Origin of the sequence: Phycicoccus sp. DTK01, from assembly GCF_017312765.1 — a bacterium.
In the GTDB taxonomy this organism is placed as follows: domain Bacteria; phylum Actinomycetota; class Actinomycetes; order Actinomycetales; family Dermatophilaceae; genus Phycicoccus; species Phycicoccus jejuensis.
Genome location: NZ_BOPU01000005.1, coordinates 37,362 through 54,113 on the forward strand (window position 1 = coordinate 37,362; position 16,752 = coordinate 54,113).

A 16,752-nucleotide genomic window follows, 5' to 3' on the forward strand; every position below is an offset into this window, starting at 1 on the left:
CGGACGCCGCGGTCGCCCGCACGCCCCGAGGGGTGTGCGGGCGACCGAGGGACGGTGCGGTGCAGTGCGCGTCGGTCAGGCGGCGACGAGCGCCGGGTCCCCGACGGGGTCGCTCGCGCGGTCGCCGTCGTAGACGCTCTCGTCGAGGATGCCCTCGCGCTTGGCGACGATCGTCGGCACGAGCGCCTGCCCGGCGACGTTGGTCATCGTCCGCATCATGTCGAGCACGGGGTCGATGGCCAGCAGCAGGCCGACGCCCTCAAGGGGGAGGCCGAGCGTCGAGAGGGTGAGCGTGAGCATGACGACGGCGCCGGTGAGGCCCGCGGTGGCCGCCGAGCCGACGACGGACACGAACGCGATGAGCAGGTAGTCGGTGACGGACAGGTCGACCCCGAAGAACTGCGCGACGAAGATCGCGGCGAGGGCCGGGTAGATCGCGGCGCAGCCGTCCATCTTCGTCGTCGCGCCGAGCGGCACGGCGAACGAGGCGTACTCGCGAGGCACCCCGAGGTTGCGGGTCGTCACGTACTGCGTGACGGGCATGGTGCCGACCGAGCTGCGCGAGACGAAGGCCAGCTGGAGGGCCGGCCAGGCGCCGGAGAAGAACTTGCGCGGCGAGAGGCCGTGCAGGCGCAGGACCACCGGGTAGACGACGAGCAGGACGATGGCGCAGCCGACGTAGACGTCGATCGTGAACACGGCGAGCGGCGCGAGGAGGTCCCAGCCGTAGGAGGCGACGGCGTTGCCGATGAGGCCGAGCGTGCCGAGCGGCGAGAGGCGGATGATCCACCACAGCACCGTCTGGACGACGGCGAGGAAGCTCTCGGAGAACGCGACGAAGGGCTCCGCCTTCTTGCCGGTCTTGAGGACGGCGACGCCGATGAGCAGCGCGACGACGACGATCTGCAGGACGTTGAAGCCGAGGCTGACCGAGCCGTCGTCACCCGTGCTGCCCTCCAGGCCGAGGATGTTCGAGGGGACGATGCCCTGGAGGAAGTCGGTCCACGAGCCGGTGGTGCCGGGCGCCGAGGCGGCGGAACGGTCGACGCTCGTGCGCAGGCCGGGGTCGGTGAGCAGGCCGATCGTGATGCCGATGACGACGGCGACCGCGGCGGTGATGGCGAACCAGAGCAGCGTCTGGCCGGCGAGCCGCGCCGCGTTCGTCACCTCGCGCAGCCGGGCGACGCTGACGACGATCGCGAGGAAGACGAGCGGGACGACGATCGTGCGCAGCAGGCTGACGAAGCTGCTGCCGATGACGTCGAGGGTCGTCGCGAGCCCGTCGACCGACCAGGTTCGCGCGACCCAGCCGAGCAGCGCGCCGACGACGAGGCCGGCGATGATCTGCGCCCAGAACGGGAACCGGGGGCGGCGGTGCGCGCGGGTCGGTGGGGCGTCGTCCGGGTGGCGGGCGTCGGTGGCGGTCGAGGAAGCCACGGGGTTCCTTCCGAGGGTGGTCAGCAGGGGGACGGGCGCAGCGGCGCGCCGGAGGTGCTGGTGCACGGGGGTGGTGGTCGCACCCGAGGGGCGTCAACACGACCTCGCCGCGAGGGATTCCCCCGCCCTCCCGGGAACGCGTGTGAAATCGCCGGGGGTCACCGGCGAGTTCACACACGTTCGCGGTGAGGAGGGGGAGCGTGGGGAAGGGAGGTGGGGTCAGGTGAGGGGGGCGAAGCGGGTGACGACGAGCACGGGCTCGCCGGCCTCGTCGGTGGCGGCGAGGTCGAGCTCGGCGCCGATGCGCCAGTCGTGGTCGCCGTCCTCGTCGTCGAGCACCTGCTCGACGACCCACGTGCCGTCGCCCTCCTCGACCCGGAACAGCTGGGGACCTCGGGCGGCCGGGCCGGTGGAGACCTCGCCGTACTCCGCGAGGTACTCGGCCGCGGCCTCCTGCCACTGCTCGACGGTCAGGCCGCCGTCGAGCGCGGCGAGCGCCTCGTAGCGGCGCAGGGCCAGCAGCTCGACCCGCCGGAACATGCTCTGGCGCACCATGACCCGCAGCGCGCGCGGGTTGTCGGAGAGCGCCCGGCCCTCGGTCGACGGACGCACCTCGGTGCCCGGCTCGTCGCCGTCGGGGTGCGCCAGCGACTCCCACTCGTCGAGGAGGCTGGAGTCGGTGTGGCGCACGACCTCGCCGAGCCACTCGACGAGGTCGTCGAGCTCCTCGGTGCGCGCCGAGTGCGGCACGGTCGAGCGCAGCGCCCGGTACGCGTCGGTCAGGTAGCGCAGGACGATGCCCTCGGCTCGCGCCAGCTTGTGGTGGGCGACGAACTCCCCGAACGACATCGCGCGCTCGAACATCTCGCGGACGACCGACTTCGGCGACAGGTCGCGCGGGTCGACCCACGGGTGGCTCTGGCGGTAGGTGCGCAGCGACAGCTCGAGCATCTCGGCGAGCGGCTTGGGCCAGGTGACGTCCTCGAGGGCGTCCATCCGCTCCTCGTACTCCATCCCGTCGGCCTTCATCGCGGCGACGGCCTCGCCGCGAGCCTCGAACTGCTGGGCCTGGAGCACCTGGCGCGGGTCGTCGAGGGTGGCCTCGATGACGCTGACGACGTCGAGGGCGTAGCCGGGCGCCTCGGGGTCGAGGAGCTCGAGCGCGGCGAGCGCGAACGCCGAGAGGGGCTGGTTGAGGGCGAACCCGTCGTGCAGGTCGAGCGCGACCTGGAACGGCCCCTCGTCGTAGCGGCGCCCCTCGCGGCGCAGGAAGCGCTCAAGGGGGGTGACCTCGCGCGGTGCCTCCGGCGTCGACTCCTCCGGCTCGCTCGCGGTGGTGTCGTCGGTCGCGGCCGGAGCGAGGCCGGCGGCGGCCAGCGCCTCGCCGAGCGCGCCCATCCCCCCGGCGTCGAGCGGCTGCGGGGCCGGCTCGGGGGTGGCGGCGGGAGCCGCGTCGGGCTCGCCGGCCACGGCATCCGGCTCGGGCGGCAGCCACACGTCGACGCGCGAGCCGTCGTCGGGCTCGACGACCCCGGCCCGCACGAGCGAGCCGAGCACCTGCACCGCGCGCTCGACGAGCCGCTCGCGCCGCTCCTCGCTCTCGTGGTTGTCGAGGACGAGGGTGTGCAGGGCGTCCTGCTGGCCCTCCCACTGGTCGAGGACGTTGAGGACCATCGCGTGCGTGACGCGCATCTTGGGCTGGAGCGGCTCGGGCGCGGCGGTCACGAGCTTGTCGAACGAGGCCTCGGTCCAGGTCAGCACGCCCTCCGGCGGCTTCTTGCGGACGATGCGGCGCTCCTTCTTCGGGTCGCCGCCGGCCTTCGCGAGCGCCTTGCTGTTCTCGATGACGTGCTCGGGCGCCTGGACGACGACGTACCCGACGGTGTCGAAGCCGGCCCGCCCCGCACGTCCGGCGATCTGGTGGAACTCGCGCGCCCGCAGGAGGCGCTGCTTGCGGCCGTCGTACTTGGTCAGCGACGTGAGCAGCACCGTGCGGATCGGCACGTTGATGCCGACGCCGAGGGTGTCGGTGCCGCAGATGACGGCGAGCAGCCCGCCCTGCGCGAGGGTCTCGACGAGGCGCCGGTACTTCGGGAGCATCCCCGCGTGGTGGACCCCGATGCCGTGGAGGACGAGCCGGCGCAGCGTCTGGCCGAAGCCCTTCCCGAACCGGAAGCCGCCGACGGCCTCCTTGATCGCGGCCTTGCGGGCCGACGAGACGATGTCGACCGAGGCGAGGGCCTGCGCCTGCTCGACCGCGCCGGCCTGGGTGAAGGACACGACGTAGACCGGAGCCTTGTCGTCGCGCAGGAGCAGCGCGAGCGCGTCGTGGACGGGCATGAGGGACCACTCGTACTCGAGCGGCACGGGGCGCTGGACCCCGGTGACGGTGACGACCTCGCGCTCCGTGCGGCGCTGGAGGTCGCGCTCGAGCTCGGTGGTGTCGCCGAGCGTCGCCGACATGAGGAGCATCTGGGTGTCGGGCAGGAGGAGCAGCGGCACCTGCCAGGCCCAGCCGCGGTCCGGCTCGCCGTAGAAGTGGAACTCGTCCATGACGACGAGACCGACGTCCGAGGCGTCGCGCTCGCGCAGGGCGTGGTTGGCGAGGACCTCGGCCGTCGCGCAGATGATCGGGGCACCGGGGTTGACCGCGGCGTCGCCGGTGAGCATCCCGACGTTCTCGGCACCGAAGGTCTCGACGAGCGCGAAGAACTTCTCGGAGACGAGGGCCTTGATCGGCGCGGTGTACCAGGAGCGGCGGCCGGTGGCGAGGGCCAGGGCGTGGGCCGCGACGGCGACGAGGGACTTGCCGGAGCCGGTCGGCGTCGCGAGGACGACGTGCGCGTCCTCGGCGAGGGCGAGGACCGCCTCCTCCTGCGCCGGGTAGAGCGCGAAGCCGCGCTCGCCGGCCCACTCGACGAACACGTCGAGCGCGGCATCGGCACCGAGATCGCCCAGCGGGCCGTCGGCGGAGAGGCGGTCGGTGAGCGTCATCGTCCTCGATCCTCCCACCTCCGACGCGCCTCCCCGTCGGCGCCCGCGGCTACCGTGACGAGGGACGAACGGAGCACCGATGACCGACGAGATCTTCTCCGCGTACCTGGGCCGCCGCAAGACGGCCTCGGACGCCTTCCTGGCCGGCGACGTCGGCCCGCTGCACGAGGTGTCGACCCACTGCGACCCCGCGACGATCCTCGGCCCGGGCGGCACGGTCGTCACCGGTGCCGACGCGGTCAACACGGCCAACGCCGACGGATCCGCACACATGGCCGGGGCCGAGCGCAACGACCTCGAGACGCTGCACTCCGGCGAGGAGGGGGACCTCGCCTGGTGGGTCGGCGTCCAGCGGTCGGTCGTGTCCGTCACCGGGCAGGACGCGGCCGTCCCGATGGACCTGCGCGTCACCGAGCTCTACCGGCGCGAGGACGGCTCCTGGAAGCTCTTCCACCGGCACGCCGACCCGCTGAAGGACTCCTGACCCCCGGCGCCGGCCGGACGCCTCAGCGCCGGCGCGGGGCCTGCGAGGCGCCGACGTGCTCGGTCATCCAGTCGACGAGGGGCCGGACGGTCCGCCAGTCGGCGCGCACGCGGTCGAGCACCGCGTCGGTCGCGAGCCAGTCCGGGGCGCCGTGCTGGCGCGACACCACGAGGTGCTTGTGCCGCATGAGGTCCAGGCGCGGATGGTCGGCCGGGACGCCGCGCGGCCGGGTGGCGACGGCCTCGCCGCCGGTCTCCCAGCCCTGGCCGACGAGCCGGTCGACGACCGCCTCCAGCGCCTGTCCGGTCGCCGGGGCGTCGACGGCCGCGCGGTAGCGGGCGGTCTGGTCCGGACCCGTCGGGTAGAAGCCGCCGCCGGTCATCAGGCCGGCCGCCGACACCTGCACGTACCAGCCGACCCCCGGCACGGTGGCCGCCAGCGCGCCCTGGTGGTCCTTGTAGGGGGACTTGTCGTGGCTGAAGCGCACGTCGCGCTGCGGACGGTAGAGGTGCGCCGCCCCGAACTCGTCGGTCAGCGCCTCGGTGAGCCACTCCATCGGCTCGCGCACCGACTCCTCCCACCGGGCCCGCTGCGCCTGCCACCACGTCCGCGTGTTCTCGGCCGCGAGCTCCTCGAAGAAGTCGAGGGCGTCGAGGGGGATGCCCTCTGCGCTCGCGCCGCCGTGCTCGTCCATGCTGTCGAGCCTAGGGACCGCCGGCCCCGCTGTCGTCCCCTCGCGGCGAGGATGGGGCGATGCCCGAAGGCCACACGATCCACGCGCTCGCCGGGCGGGTGCAGGACGCCTTCGCCGGCACGCCGGTGCGGTTCTCCTCGCCCCAGGGCCGGTTCGCGGAGTCGGCCGCCGCCCTGGACGGCGCCTGCGTCGAGTCGGCCGAGGCCCACGGCAAGCACCTGGCCATCCACGTCGAGGGCGAGCAGGTCGTCCACGTGCACCTCGGGCTGTTCGGGCGCTTCGGGGTGCGGCAGCACCTGCGCGTCGACCGCGGCGAGCCGCCGACCGACCTGCCGGTGGCCGGCCAGGTCCGGATGCGGATGGTCAACCGCACCCACGTCGGCGACCTGCGCGGCCCGATCGTCTGCGAGCTGGTGACCCCCGCCGAGTGGCGCGAGGTGCGCGCCGGCCTCGGGGCAGACCCGCTGCGCGACGACCGGCTGCCCGACGCCGTGCGCGAGCGGCTCGGGCGGACCCGGCGGGCCATCGGGGCGGTGCTCATGGACCAGTCGCTCGTCGCCGGCGTCGGCAACGTCTACCGGGCCGAGCTGCTGCACCGCCACGAGCTCGACCCGCACACGCCGGCGCGCGACGTGCCCGCCGGTGTGGTGACGGCCATCTGGGACGACCTCGTGCGGCTCATGCCGCTCGGGGTGCGCGCCGGCCGGATCCTCGTGTCCGACAGCGATGTCGAGCGGGCCGAGGCGCTCGTCGCGAAGGGCGGCACCGGGCGCGTCCGGCCGCACTACGCCGTCTACCGGCGCCACGGCAAGCCGTGCCCGCGCTGCGGCGAGACGGTCGTCAAGGAGGCGATGGCCGGACGCAACCTCTTCCGCTGCCCGGGCTGCCAGCGCTGACGCCGCCGGCTCCCGGGCGGGTGGCCGTCAGTCGACGTGCGTGACGGTGACCCGGCCGTCCTCGACGTGCCAGCGCTGGTCGAGGCGGACCGTGTCGAGCAGCCGCCGGTCGTGCGTGACGAGCAGCAGCGCCCCGTCGTAGGCCTCGAGCGCCTCCTCGAGCTGCTCGATCGCCGGCAGGTCGAGGTGGTTGGTCGGCTCGTCGAGCACGAGGACGTTGACGCCGCGCGCCTGGAGCAGCGCCATCGCGGCCCGGGTGCGCTCGCCGGGTGAGAGGCGCCCGACGAGGCTCGCGACCTGGTCGGCGCGCAGCCCGAACTTCGCGAGCAGCGTGCGGACCTCGGCCGAGGTCATCTCGGGGACGGCCGCCTCGAAGGCGTCGGCGAGCGGCCGGTCCTCCGCGAGCCCGGTCCGCGCCTGGTCGATGCCCCCGAGCGCGACCGAGGCTCCGAGGCTGGCCCGGCCGGTGTCCGGGGCCAGCCGCCCGGTGAGCAGGCCGAGCAGCGTCGTCTTGCCGGCACCGTTCGGGCCCGTGACGCCGATGCGCTCGCGCGCCGCCACCTGGACCGACACCGGGCCGAAGCCGAAGTCCCCCAGCCGGACCGCGGCGTCGTCGAGGGTCGCGACGACGGAGCTCGACCGCGGCGCGCTCGCGATGCTGAACTGCAGCCGCCACTCCTTGCGGGGCTCGACGACCTCGTCGAGCCGGGCGATGCGCGACTCCATCTGGCGCACCTTGCGGGCCTGCTTCTCGGAGGACTCGGTCTGCGCCCGGCGGCGGATCTTGTCGTTGTCGGGGCTCTTGCGCATCGCGTTGCGGACGCCCTGTGAGCTCCACTCGCGCTGCGTCCGGGCCCGTCCCTCGAGGTCGGCCTTCGTCGCGGCGAACTCCTCGTAGGCCTCGCGGGCGTGCCGGCGCGCGACCGCTCGCTCCTCGAGGTAGGCGTCGTAGCCACCGTCGTACACCGCCACGGCGTTCTGCGCGACGTCGAGCTCGACGACGCGGGTCACGACCCGGGAGAGGAACTCGCGGTCGTGCGAGACGAGGACGACCCCGGCGCGCAGGCCACCGACGAAGTCCTCGAGCCGCTGCAGGCCGGCGAGGTCGAGGTCGTTCGTCGGCTCGTCGAGGAGGACGACGTCGAAGCGGCTGAGCAGGAGGGCGGCCAGCGCGGCGCGGGCGGCCTGGCCGCCGGACAGGGCCGTCATCGGGGTGCCGGTCGGCAGGTCGAGGCCGAGGTCGGCGAGGACCGGGGCGAGGCGCTCCTCGAGGTCCGGGGCGCCGGTCGCCTGCCAGTGGTCGAGGGCGTGCGCGAACTCGTCGCCGGCCGAGGCGGGGGCGTCGTCGGCCGCCATCGCCGCGGCCGCGTCCTCCATCCGGGTGGTCGCGGCGGCGGCACCGGTCCGCCGGGCGACGTACCCGGCGACGGTCTCGCCCGGGACGCGCTCGTGCTCCTGCGGCAGCCAGCCGACGAACGCGTCGGCCGGGGCGGTGCTGACGGACCCGCCGAGTGGTGCCAGGTCACCCGCGAGGATGCGCAGCAGCGTCGACTTGCCGGCGCCGTTCGCGCCGACCACCCCGACGACGTTGCCCGGCGCGACGGTGAGGTCGAGGGACTCGAAAAGGGTCCGGTGCGCGTACCCGCCGGCGAGGCCCTTGGCCACGAGGTCCGCGCTCATGCGCCGATCGTAGGCGGCGGCCCCTGGCGTTCTCCGGGCGACCTGCGCGGGTCCGCGTGCGGTGGCACCCGGGGAACCGCAGGTCGCGCGGAGCAGGGACGGACGCGCACGCCGGGTGTCCGGACCCCGGTTGGCCGGGACGCGTCCCGAGGGTGTCCACTGGAGGGATGCGAGCCATCCACCTCTTCGGGGCCGGCGACGTCCGCGTCGTCGACGCACCCGACCCCGCCCTGCGCCGTCCCACCGACGCGGTCGTCCGCGTCGTCCGGTCCTGCATCTGCGGCAGCGACCTGCACCCCTTCCACAACGCCGAGCGCGACGAGGCCGGCCACCCCATCGGCCACGAGTTCGTCGGCGTCGTCGAGGAGGTCGGGTCCGAGGTCGCCACCGTGCGCCCCGGTGACTTCGTCATCGCCCCCTTCGTCGTCTCGTGCGGCGTCTGCGAGTTCTGCCGCGCCGGGCTGCAGACGTCGTGCGTCCGCGGCGGCTGGTGGGGCGACACCGAGGGCAGCGGCTCGTCCGGAGGTCAGGGCGAGGCCGTCCTCGTGCCGCTGGCCGACGGCACCCTCGTACCGGTGCCCGGCATCACCGCCGACACCGACGAGCGGATGCTCGCCTCGCTGCTGACGCTCTCGGACGTCTACGGCACCGGGTGGCACGCCGCGCTGACCGGCGGGGTCTCGCAGGGCAGCACGGTCACGGTCATCGGAGACGGCGCGGTCGGGCTGCTCGCCGTCCTCGCCGCCCGACAGCAGGGCGCCGAGCGCATCGTCCTCATGGGCCGGCACGCGACCCGCACCGACCTCGGGCGCGACTTCGGCGCCACCGACGTCGTCGCCGCCCGCGGCGAGGAGGGCATCGAGGAAGTGCGCGACCTCACCGACGGCGGCAGCCAGGTCGTCCTCGAGTGCGTCGGGATGATGCCCGCCTACGAGCAGGCCCTCGGCGTCGTCCGGCCCGGCGGCACCATCAGCCGGGTCGGCGTGCCGCAGTACACCGACGGGCCGGTCGGTCGGGTCCTGTTCAGCCGCAACGTGACCCTGACCGGTGGCGTCGCGCCGACCCGCGCGTACATCGACGAGCTGCTGCCCGGCGTCCTCGACGGCAGCGTCGACCCCGGCCGCGTCTTCGACACCGTTCTGCCCCTCGAGCAGGGCCCCGAGGGCTACGCCGCGATGGACGAGCGGCGCGCCCTCAAGGTGATGCTCCGCCCCTGACCGCCGCGCGCCACCCTCCGGGCGTCGAGTGCGGAAGTGGCTGCCCCGGCAACCACTTCCGCACTCGACCCCGGAGAGGCGGGGTGGTGTGGGAGCGCGGCGTGCAGGGATGCGCGGTCAGGAGGGCTCGGGGAGCTTGCCGCTGCGGGCGACGTCCGGGTCGGTGCACGACGACAGGTCGAAGCAGCACGGCCGGCGCTTGCCGTGGTCGATCTTGTCGATGCTCACACCGACCCGCTTGGCGCGCGTCTCGGCGCTGCGCGTGGCGCCGACCCAGCGCACCCACTCCCAGCGGGCCATCGGCGTGATGTCCTCCCAGACGTCGCGGATGTGCTGCGGCGCCTCGTCGAGCGCGCCGGCGAGGTCGGCCGGGACCTCGGGCTCGGGCCACGCCTCGGCGACGGCCAGCTCGAGCTCGACCGGCGCGTCACCGGCGGTGTCGGGCAGCCGGACCCAGTGGCCACGCCGCCCGTCGGGCTCGACCACCGTCTCGAACGCCTCGCCGTCGAGCGTCCCCGTCACCGCCACCTGACCGCGTGACGGCAGCGCGCGGCTGGCGTCCTCCGTGAGGCGCACGAGCCGGGTCGTGCCGACCGTCTCGGGCGTGCCGGTGAAGCGGACCGTCGTCGTGCCGGCGCTCGTCGTCATGCGCTCATCCTCGCGGCTCGAGGACCTCCACGGCCAGCACCGTCGGCAGGTGACGGGCCACCTCGTCCCAGCTGTCGCCCTCGTCGCGGCTCGCGAACACCGACCCGCTGTTGGTGCCGAAGTACACGCCGGCGGGCTCCTGCCGGTCGCCGCTCATCGCCTGGCGGAGCACCGTGAAGAAGCACGACTCCTGCGGCAGGCCGTCGCGGCGGGCCTCCCAGGACCGGCCGCCGTCGCGCGAACGCCAAACGGCCGCAGCCGCATCGGGCGGGAAGCGGCCCTCCATGTCGCCGTTGAGCGGCAGAGTCCACACGGTGTCGGCGTCGCGCGGGTGCGCCCAGAGCGGGAAGCCGAAGGTCGACGGCAGGCCCTCGGTGGCGGCCCGCCAGGTCGCGCCGTCGTCGTCGGAGCGCCAGACGCCGTAGTGGTTCTGCTGGTAGAGCACGCCGTCGGTGGCCGCGTGCTCGAGGTGGTGGACGCAGAGGCCGACCTGCCCGTCCGACGGCCCGGCCGGGTGGTCGGCGGGCTCGTCGTGCGCGGCGTCGGCGAGGTCGTTGCGCCGCTCCCACGTGACGCCGCCGTCGATCGTCGCGAACACGCCCGCCGACGAGATGCCGACCCAGATCCGTTCCGGGTCACGGGGGTCCGCGACGATCGAGTGCAGCACGAGGCCGGCGCCGCCGGGGTTCCAGTCGGGGCGCGAGGGGTGGTCGCTCAGGCCCTTGACCTCGTACCAGGTGCGGCCGTCGTCGTCGCTCGCGAGGAGGACCGCGGGCTTGGTGCCGGCGTAGAGGCGCTCCCCGACGCGGGCGAGCGACCAGACCTGCGAGAAGCCGTCACCGAAGGGGGCCGGCTCCTCGGTCCACCCGATCATCTGCGCGAAGCCGGGGTCGTTCGCGGCCCAGGCGTCCATCTGGCCCGTCGTCAGCTTGGTCAGCTCCCAGGTGTGACCGGCGTCCTGGGAGCGCCAGACCCCGGCGCCGGACCAGTCACCACCGCCGCCGGCCCACATCGTGCCGGTCGCCGGGTCGCCGACGACGTGGTTGATCGGCCAGCCGTCGCAGTACGGTCCGCGGACGCTCCAGCCGCCGCGGTCGGCGTCGCCGTCGAGGACGAAGGCGCCCTTGCTCGTCCCCACGAGGAGGTGGATGGGTGCGTCAGGCACGGTCGGCTCCTTCCGCCGGGGTCCCGCCCCGGAGGGTGGTGGGGCGGTGCCGACCAGTGTCCCGAGGACACGGGAGGGCGGCAAGGGTGCGGGCCGGACGGGATCGGTGAGCGCTCATGGAGGGTCCGACCGGCGCCGGCGGCGGAACTCATCGGTCGCGAACCCCGCACGTGCGGGCTTTTCGCGGTCCGGGAGGGGCGGGGGCGGCGATGACCCGGCACGTGCGGGCTTTTCGTGGTCGGGGGGCGGTGGGGGCGACGACAACCCGGCACGTGCGGGCTTTTCGTGGTCGGTGGGCGGTGGGGGCGACGACAACCCGGCACGTGCGGGCTTTTCGTGGACACAGCGGGGCACAGGGTCGACGACTCGGGCGCTCGCGGCCCGATCGCGTGCCCGGGCGGGTGATGATCGAGGGGTGCCCCGGGCCACCGACGTCCCGGGGCACGCCGAGCGACGGGAGCGCACCGCATGGACCTGGACCTGACCGACGACGAGCGCGACATCCGGCAGTGGGTGCGGACCTTCGTCGAGAAGGAGGTGATGCCGCTCGAGCAGGACGTCCTCGCCCGCGAGCGGCGCCACGAGCGCGGCCTGCCGGCCGAGGAGCTCGCCCGGCTCCAGGCCACGGCGCGGGAGTCCGGCTTCTTCGGCGTCCTCACCCCCGAGGAGCACGGCGGGATGGGCCTGTCGGCGGTCATGGCCGCCCTCGTCGAGGTCGAGCTGGGCCGCTCCTTCGTGCCCTTCCGGTTCGCCGGCGACGCCGACAACATCCTCTTCCACGCCTCGCCCGAGCAGCAGGAGGCCTACCTGCGCCCGACGATCGAGGGCACGCGCCGCAGCTGCTTCGCCATCACCGAGCCGGGCGCCGGCTCCGACGCGCGCGCCATCCGGACCAAGGCCGAGCGCGACGGCGACGACTGGGTGATCACCGGCGAGAAGACCTTCATCACCGGCGGGCACGAGGCCGACTTCGTCATGGTCTTCGCGGTGACCGACGCCGAGGCCCACCGCGAGGGCCGCACCGGCGAGTCGGTGACCTGCTTCCTCGTCGACCGCGAGCGCGGCTGGACCTCGCACCCCATCGACACGATGGGCGAGTGGGGCCCGGCGGCGCTGACCTTCGACGGGGTGCGCGTGCCGTCGTCGTCGGTGCTCGGCGAGGTCGGCAAGGGGTTCGCGCTCGCGATGCAGTGGATCGGCAAGGGCCGCTACCTGCTGCCGGCGAGGGCGCTCGGCGGGTGCGAGCGGATGGTCGAGATGGGGATGGAGTGGGCACGCAACCGCGTCACCTTCGGGCAGCCGATCGCCGAGCGGCAGGCCATCCAGTGGATGATCGCCGACTCGGCGGTCGACATCGAGGCGCTGCGCTGGCTCGTGCTGTCGGCGGCGTGGCAGGTGGATGCGGGGCGCGACAGCCGGCAGGCGCAGTCGATGGCCAAGCTCTTCGGGGGCGTGCGCGCCAACGAGATCGTCGACCGGATGCTCCAGGTCCACGGCGGGATGGGGTACACCCGCGAGCTGCCGCTCGAGCGCTGGTACCGCGAGCTGCGGCTGCTGCGCATCTACGAGGGCACCGACGAGATCCAGCGGCGGACCATCGCCCGCAACCTCCTCAAGGGGCACGCGAGCGTCCGCGGCCACCTCGGCTGACGCCCCTCCCACCCGCACCACGCGTATCGGGTGACCCGATACGACCGCGCCTCACCCCGGAACCGTTCCGGGGTGAGGCGCAGCGTTGTCGGGTCACCCGATACGCGTGGGGCCTGCGAGGGCGGTCAGGAGGCGGAGAGGCGCTCCAGCTCGTCGGCGGTCAGGCGCAGCTCGGCGGCCCGGACCGAGTCGGTGATGGACTCCGGCCGCGAGGCGCCGGGGATGGGGATGACGACGTCGGCGAGCGCGAGCTCCCACGCTAGCGCGACCTGGTGCGGGGACACCCCGTGCTCGCGGGCGACCTCGGCGAACGCGCCGTGGTCGTCGCCGAGCCCGGAGGCCTTCTTGATGCCGCCGAGCGGGCTCCACGGCAGGAACGCGATGCCGAGCTCCGCGCAGTGCCGCAGCTCCTCGAGCGAGGAGCGGAACGCCGGCGAGAACTGGTTCTGCACCGACACGAGCCGCCCGCCGAGCACCTCCTGAGCCTCGTCGATCTGCGCGACGGACGCGTTCGAGATGCCCGCCATCCGGATGACGCCCTCGTCGAGGAGGTCGCGGAGCGCGCCGACGGACTCGGCGTACGGCACCTCCGGGTCGGGACGGTGGAACTGGTAGAGCCCGATCGCGTCGACGCCGAGGCGCTGCGCCGAGGCCTTCGCCGCCTCCTTGAGGTACTCCGGCCGGCCGTCCTGCGTCCACGAGCCGTCGCCGGGGCGCAGGTGCCCGCCCTTGGTCGCGACGAGGATGCTCGCGGCGTCGCCGCTCCACGAGCCGAGCGCCTTCGCGATGAGCGATTCGTTGTGACCGACCTCGCCGGCGTCGCGGTGGTAGGCGTCGGCGGTGTCGACGAGGGTCACGCCGGCGTCGAGCGCCGCGTGGATGGTGCGCACCGAGCGCTCCACCTCCGGGCGGCCCTCGATCGACATCGGCATGCCGCCGAGGCCGATCGCACCGACCTGCAGGTCTCCGAGTGCACGCTGCTCCATGTCACCAGCTCCTTCGGTTCGGGGTGGGTGCGCACCGGTCCGGCGCGCACCACGTCACCTCGGGGCCAAGGCGGTCAGCGGTGCCGATGTTCCCGCCGCGGAATTCGGGCTCTCAGCCGTGGAGCAGGCGCAGCAGCCGCGCGACCTCGGCGGCCAGCGCCTCGCGCCCGGGTCCGACGTACTTCCGGGGGTCCACGACCCAGGGGTCGGCGGCGAGGACGTCGCGCACGGCGGCGGTGAAGAGCGCGTTGAGGTGGGTCGAGATGTTGACCTTCGTCATCCCGGCGCGCACGACGGCGGCCAGGCCCGCGTCGTCGAGGCCCGAGGAGCCGTGGAGGACCAGCGGCACGGGGACGGCGGCCGCGATGCGCGCGACGAGGTCGGTGTCGACGGCGGCGTCGCGGGTCGTCATCGCGTGCGAGGTGCCGACGGCGACGGCGAGCGAGTCGACGCCCGTGGCCTCGACGAACGCCGCGGCCTTGGCGGGGTCGGTGCGGACGCCGGGCGCGTGCACCCCGTCCTTGCCGCCGACCTCGCCGAGCTCGGCCTCGACCCGCACACCCGCGGCGTGGCAGTGCTCGACGACCGCGCGGGTCGTCGCCACGTTGTCGTCCCAGGGCAGCCGGGAGCCGTCGAACATCACGCTGCCGACACCGAGCGCGACGGCCTCGTGGACGAGGTCGACGTCCTCGGCGTGGTCGAGGTGCACGACGACCGGCACCGCGGCGCGGCGGGCCAGCGAGAGCGACGCGAGCGTCACCGGCTCGAGCGCCCCGTGGAAGGCCGCGGTGTTCTGGCTGACCTGGAGGACGACCGGCAGGCCGGCCTCCTCGGCTCCGCGGACGATGCCCTCGGCGTGCTCGAGCAGGACGACGTTGAACGCGCCGATGCCGTGGCCGCCGGCGCGGGCCTGCGCGACGGCGTCGGTCATCCGAGCACGACCGAGCGGGTCAGCGAGCGCGGGTGGTCGGGGTCGAGCCCGCGCCGCTCGGCGAGGGCGACGGCGAACCGCTGGGCCACGACGAGCGCGGCCATCGGGTCGAGGTCGTGGTGCACGAACCGGGCTCCGGTGGAGGCGACCTCGTCGGCCAGGCCGTCCGGCACCTCGCCGAACGCCCAGACGAGGCGGCCGGGCTGCGCGATGGAGACCGGGCCGTGCCGGTAGTCCATCGCGGGGTAGGACTCGGCCCAGAACTGCGCGGCCTCGCGGGTCTTGAGGGCGGCCTCGGAGGCCAGCCCGACCGTCCAGCCTCTGCCGAGGAAGGTGCACTGGTCGACGTCGAGGAGACCGTCGACCTCGAGCTCGAGCGCCGCGCGGCAGTCCTCGGTGGCGGCGGCCAGGTCCTCGCCGAGGTGCGCGCGCAGGAGGGCCAGGGCGCTCGTCGCGAACCGGGTCTGGACGACCGACTCCTCGTCGGCGAAGGGCATCCCGACGACCTGGTCGGCGGCGTCGGCGGCCGGGGAGTCCTCGACGGCGGTGAGGAGCGTCGCGGGCGTCCCGTCGAGCGCGGCGAGGAGGTCGACGACCTCGGTCGTCGTGCCCGAGCGAGAGATGGCGACGACGCGGTCGTACCGGCGCCCGGTGGGGAACTCGCTGCCCGCGAAGGCGTCGGTCTCGCCGTGCCCGGACCGCTCGCGCAGCGCCGCGTAGGCCATCGCGACGAACCAGCTCGTGCCGCACCCGACGACCGCGACGCGCTCGCCCTCGCGGGGCAGGCGGTGGGCGACCGTGCCGGCGAGCGTGGCCGCCTCCGTCCAGCAGTCCGGCTGCGAGGCGATCTCGGTGGCGACGTGCGTGGTGGGCATGCGGTGTCCTTCGGCCGGGCGAGGCGGACGAGCGGTTGTGCGCGAACGCCTCCTCATTCGATCAGAACCGCTCACACCAGCACAAGCCGACCGAGCGACCGCGCGACCGCGCGACGTCCCGATTCCGCGTCCCGGACCCTGACTTGGCCCACGTATTGCCCATCCGCCACCTCGGAAGGGCTCGAGAGGGCTCCGGGAGGTGGCGGATGGGCAATCAGTCGGGTCGGGGGGCGTCGGGGGGAGGGCTCACGGGCCGGAATAAGAGCTCCCGGACGCGGGAGGGAGGGGTCAGCCGCCGTTGCTCTTGCGGTTGGCCCAGCGCTCGCCGGCGTCGCCGCCCCAGGCGTCCCACGCGACCCGTCCGGGGCTGGGGTAGCCGTCCGACCCGCGCCGGAAGCCCTCGGCGTCCTTGTCGCCGGCGTGGCGCGAGAAGTAGTCGCGCATCCGCTTGAGGACGTCGGCGCTCACGTCGTCGCCGTCGGCGAGCTGGTGCGCCCGCTTGCGCCCGGTGTCGGTGAAGCCCTTGCCGGCCTTGCCGTCCTCGATCCACCCGACCGCGCGCTTCGCCGCCTTCCGGACGTCCTGCGGCGGGACGGGGCTCACGAGTGCTTCTTCAGGGCCGACTCCTTGTGCGCCGCCGTCGCGCCGGTCTTGTCGGACTCGACGATGTAGTACGGGTCGTCGTCGGTCGGCTTGAACTTCTGCCCGTCGTGCTGGAAGTCGGAGGTCTTCTTCTCCTTGACCTTGCCGTGCGTCTCCCCCTGGGAGGTCCCCCACGAGACCTTGTCGCCCTTGCTGTACGCCATCTGCCGCTCCGTCCGCTCGCGTGTCGTCGTGCTCTCGGTCCCTCGACCGTAGCCATCGCCATCGACGCATGGACCGGCGCTGACCTGCTGTTTCGCACCTTCGACAGGCGCGCCGCCCCGACGGCGGGGGGACGGCGACCCGGTCTTCGGTGGTCGTCACGAGGCGTTCGCCGACCGTTCACGGATCCGCACCTCGCCCCGGTGGCCGAGGTCGGACCCCGGTGTTAGGTTCGCCGCGCGACGGGAGCCGAGGGGTCGTTGACAGGCCGCCCCCCTCCCGCCCTGACCC

At 74.2% G+C, this 16,752-nt stretch carries 15 protein-coding genes; 4 read left to right on the forward strand and 11 right to left on the reverse strand.

Annotation, left to right across the window (positions count from 1 at the left end):
• Positions 1-75 precede the first annotated feature (75 nt).
• Entirely contained in the window at positions 76-1,344 is a 1,269-nt protein-coding gene (locus J3473_RS12060; protein ID WP_242525862.1) for a dicarboxylate/amino acid:cation symporter, read from the reverse strand.
• Positions 1,345-1,656: 312 nt separating this feature from the next.
• Positions 1,657-4,431, reverse strand: a complete 2,775-nt coding sequence (locus tag J3473_RS12065; RefSeq protein ID WP_207023731.1) for an RNA helicase — start codon at positions 4,429-4,431, stop codon at positions 1,657-1,659.
• Between the two features lie 79 nt (positions 4,432-4,510).
• Between J3473_RS12065 and J3473_RS12070 the strand changes: the two genes are divergently transcribed.
• A complete protein-coding gene (locus J3473_RS12070) occupies positions 4,511-4,915 on the forward strand; it encodes a DUF4440 domain-containing protein (RefSeq protein ID WP_207023735.1) in 405 nt (134 codons plus the stop codon).
• Positions 4,916-4,937: 22 nt separating this feature from the next.
• Here the strand turns inward: J3473_RS12070 and J3473_RS12075 are convergent, their stop codons facing one another.
• Positions 4,938-5,609: a DUF2461 domain-containing protein gene (locus tag J3473_RS12075; RefSeq protein ID WP_207023736.1), complete on the reverse strand. Its 672-nt coding sequence runs from the start codon at positions 5,607-5,609 to the stop codon at positions 4,938-4,940.
• 59 nt (positions 5,610-5,668) lie between these two features.
• Here J3473_RS12075 and J3473_RS12080 point away from each other — a divergent pair, with 59 nt between their 5' ends.
• Positions 5,669-6,505 (forward strand): Fpg/Nei family DNA glycosylase, encoded by an 837-nt coding sequence (locus J3473_RS12080; RefSeq protein ID WP_207023738.1) that lies wholly within the window; start codon positions 5,669-5,671, stop codon positions 6,503-6,505.
• 27 nt (positions 6,506-6,532) lie between these two features.
• Here the strand turns inward: J3473_RS12080 and J3473_RS12085 are convergent, their stop codons facing one another.
• Positions 6,533-8,185: an ABC-F family ATP-binding cassette domain-containing protein gene (locus tag J3473_RS12085; RefSeq protein WP_207023740.1), complete on the reverse strand. Its 1,653-nt coding sequence runs from the start codon at positions 8,183-8,185 to the stop codon at positions 6,533-6,535.
• A gap of 167 nt (positions 8,186-8,352) precedes the next feature.
• Between J3473_RS12085 and J3473_RS12090 the strand changes: the two genes are divergently transcribed.
• The gene (locus tag J3473_RS12090) at positions 8,353-9,402 is read left to right on the forward strand and encodes an alcohol dehydrogenase catalytic domain-containing protein (protein ID WP_207023742.1); all 1,050 of its coding nucleotides are present in this window, start codon (positions 8,353-8,355) and stop codon (positions 9,400-9,402) included.
• Between the two features lie 117 nt (positions 9,403-9,519).
• Here the strand turns inward: J3473_RS12090 and J3473_RS12095 are convergent, their stop codons facing one another.
• Positions 9,520-10,050: a YdeI/OmpD-associated family protein gene (locus tag J3473_RS12095; RefSeq protein WP_207023744.1), complete on the reverse strand. Its 531-nt coding sequence runs from the start codon at positions 10,048-10,050 to the stop codon at positions 9,520-9,522.
• A gap of 4 nt (positions 10,051-10,054) precedes the next feature.
• Complete coding sequence (locus J3473_RS12100; RefSeq protein WP_242525840.1) at positions 10,055-11,215, reverse strand: sialidase family protein; 1,161 nt, start codon at positions 11,213-11,215, stop codon at positions 10,055-10,057.
• 468 nt (positions 11,216-11,683) lie between these two features.
• Between J3473_RS12100 and J3473_RS12105 the strand changes: the two genes are divergently transcribed.
• Positions 11,684-12,865 carry an acyl-CoA dehydrogenase family protein gene (locus tag J3473_RS12105; protein WP_207023746.1) on the forward strand — a complete coding sequence of 394 codons (1,182 nt, stop codon included), beginning with the start codon at positions 11,684-11,686 and terminating at the stop codon, positions 12,863-12,865.
• Between the two features lie 125 nt (positions 12,866-12,990).
• On the opposite strand, the gene J3473_RS12110 is transcribed toward J3473_RS12105, so the two are convergent.
• The 5 genes from J3473_RS12110 to J3473_RS12130 all read right to left on the reverse strand — a co-directional run bounded on the left by J3473_RS12110 (position 12,991) and on the right by J3473_RS12130 (position 16,463).
• The gene (locus J3473_RS12110; RefSeq protein ID WP_207023748.1) at positions 12,991-13,851 is read right to left on the reverse strand and encodes an aldo/keto reductase; all 861 of its coding nucleotides are present in this window, start codon (positions 13,849-13,851) and stop codon (positions 12,991-12,993) included.
• A 112-nt stretch (positions 13,852-13,963) separates the two neighbouring features.
• On the reverse strand, positions 13,964-14,782 hold the full coding sequence (locus tag J3473_RS12115; protein ID WP_207023751.1) for a class II fructose-bisphosphate aldolase: 819 nt from the start codon (positions 14,780-14,782) through the stop codon (positions 13,964-13,966).
• A complete protein-coding gene (locus J3473_RS12120) occupies positions 14,779-15,657 on the reverse strand; it encodes an SIS domain-containing protein (protein WP_207023753.1) in 879 nt (292 codons plus the stop codon). Before J3473_RS12120 ends, J3473_RS12115 begins: the two co-directional genes overlap by 4 nt.
• Positions 15,658-15,945: 288 nt before the next feature.
• Entirely contained in the window at positions 15,946-16,260 is a 315-nt protein-coding gene (locus tag J3473_RS12125) for a hypothetical protein (protein WP_030527201.1), read from the reverse strand.
• The gene (locus J3473_RS12130) at positions 16,257-16,463 is read right to left on the reverse strand and encodes a DUF2945 domain-containing protein (RefSeq protein WP_030527200.1); all 207 of its coding nucleotides are present in this window, start codon (positions 16,461-16,463) and stop codon (positions 16,257-16,259) included. Before J3473_RS12130 ends, J3473_RS12125 begins: the two co-directional genes overlap by 4 nt.
• Positions 16,464-16,752 lie beyond the last annotated feature (289 nt).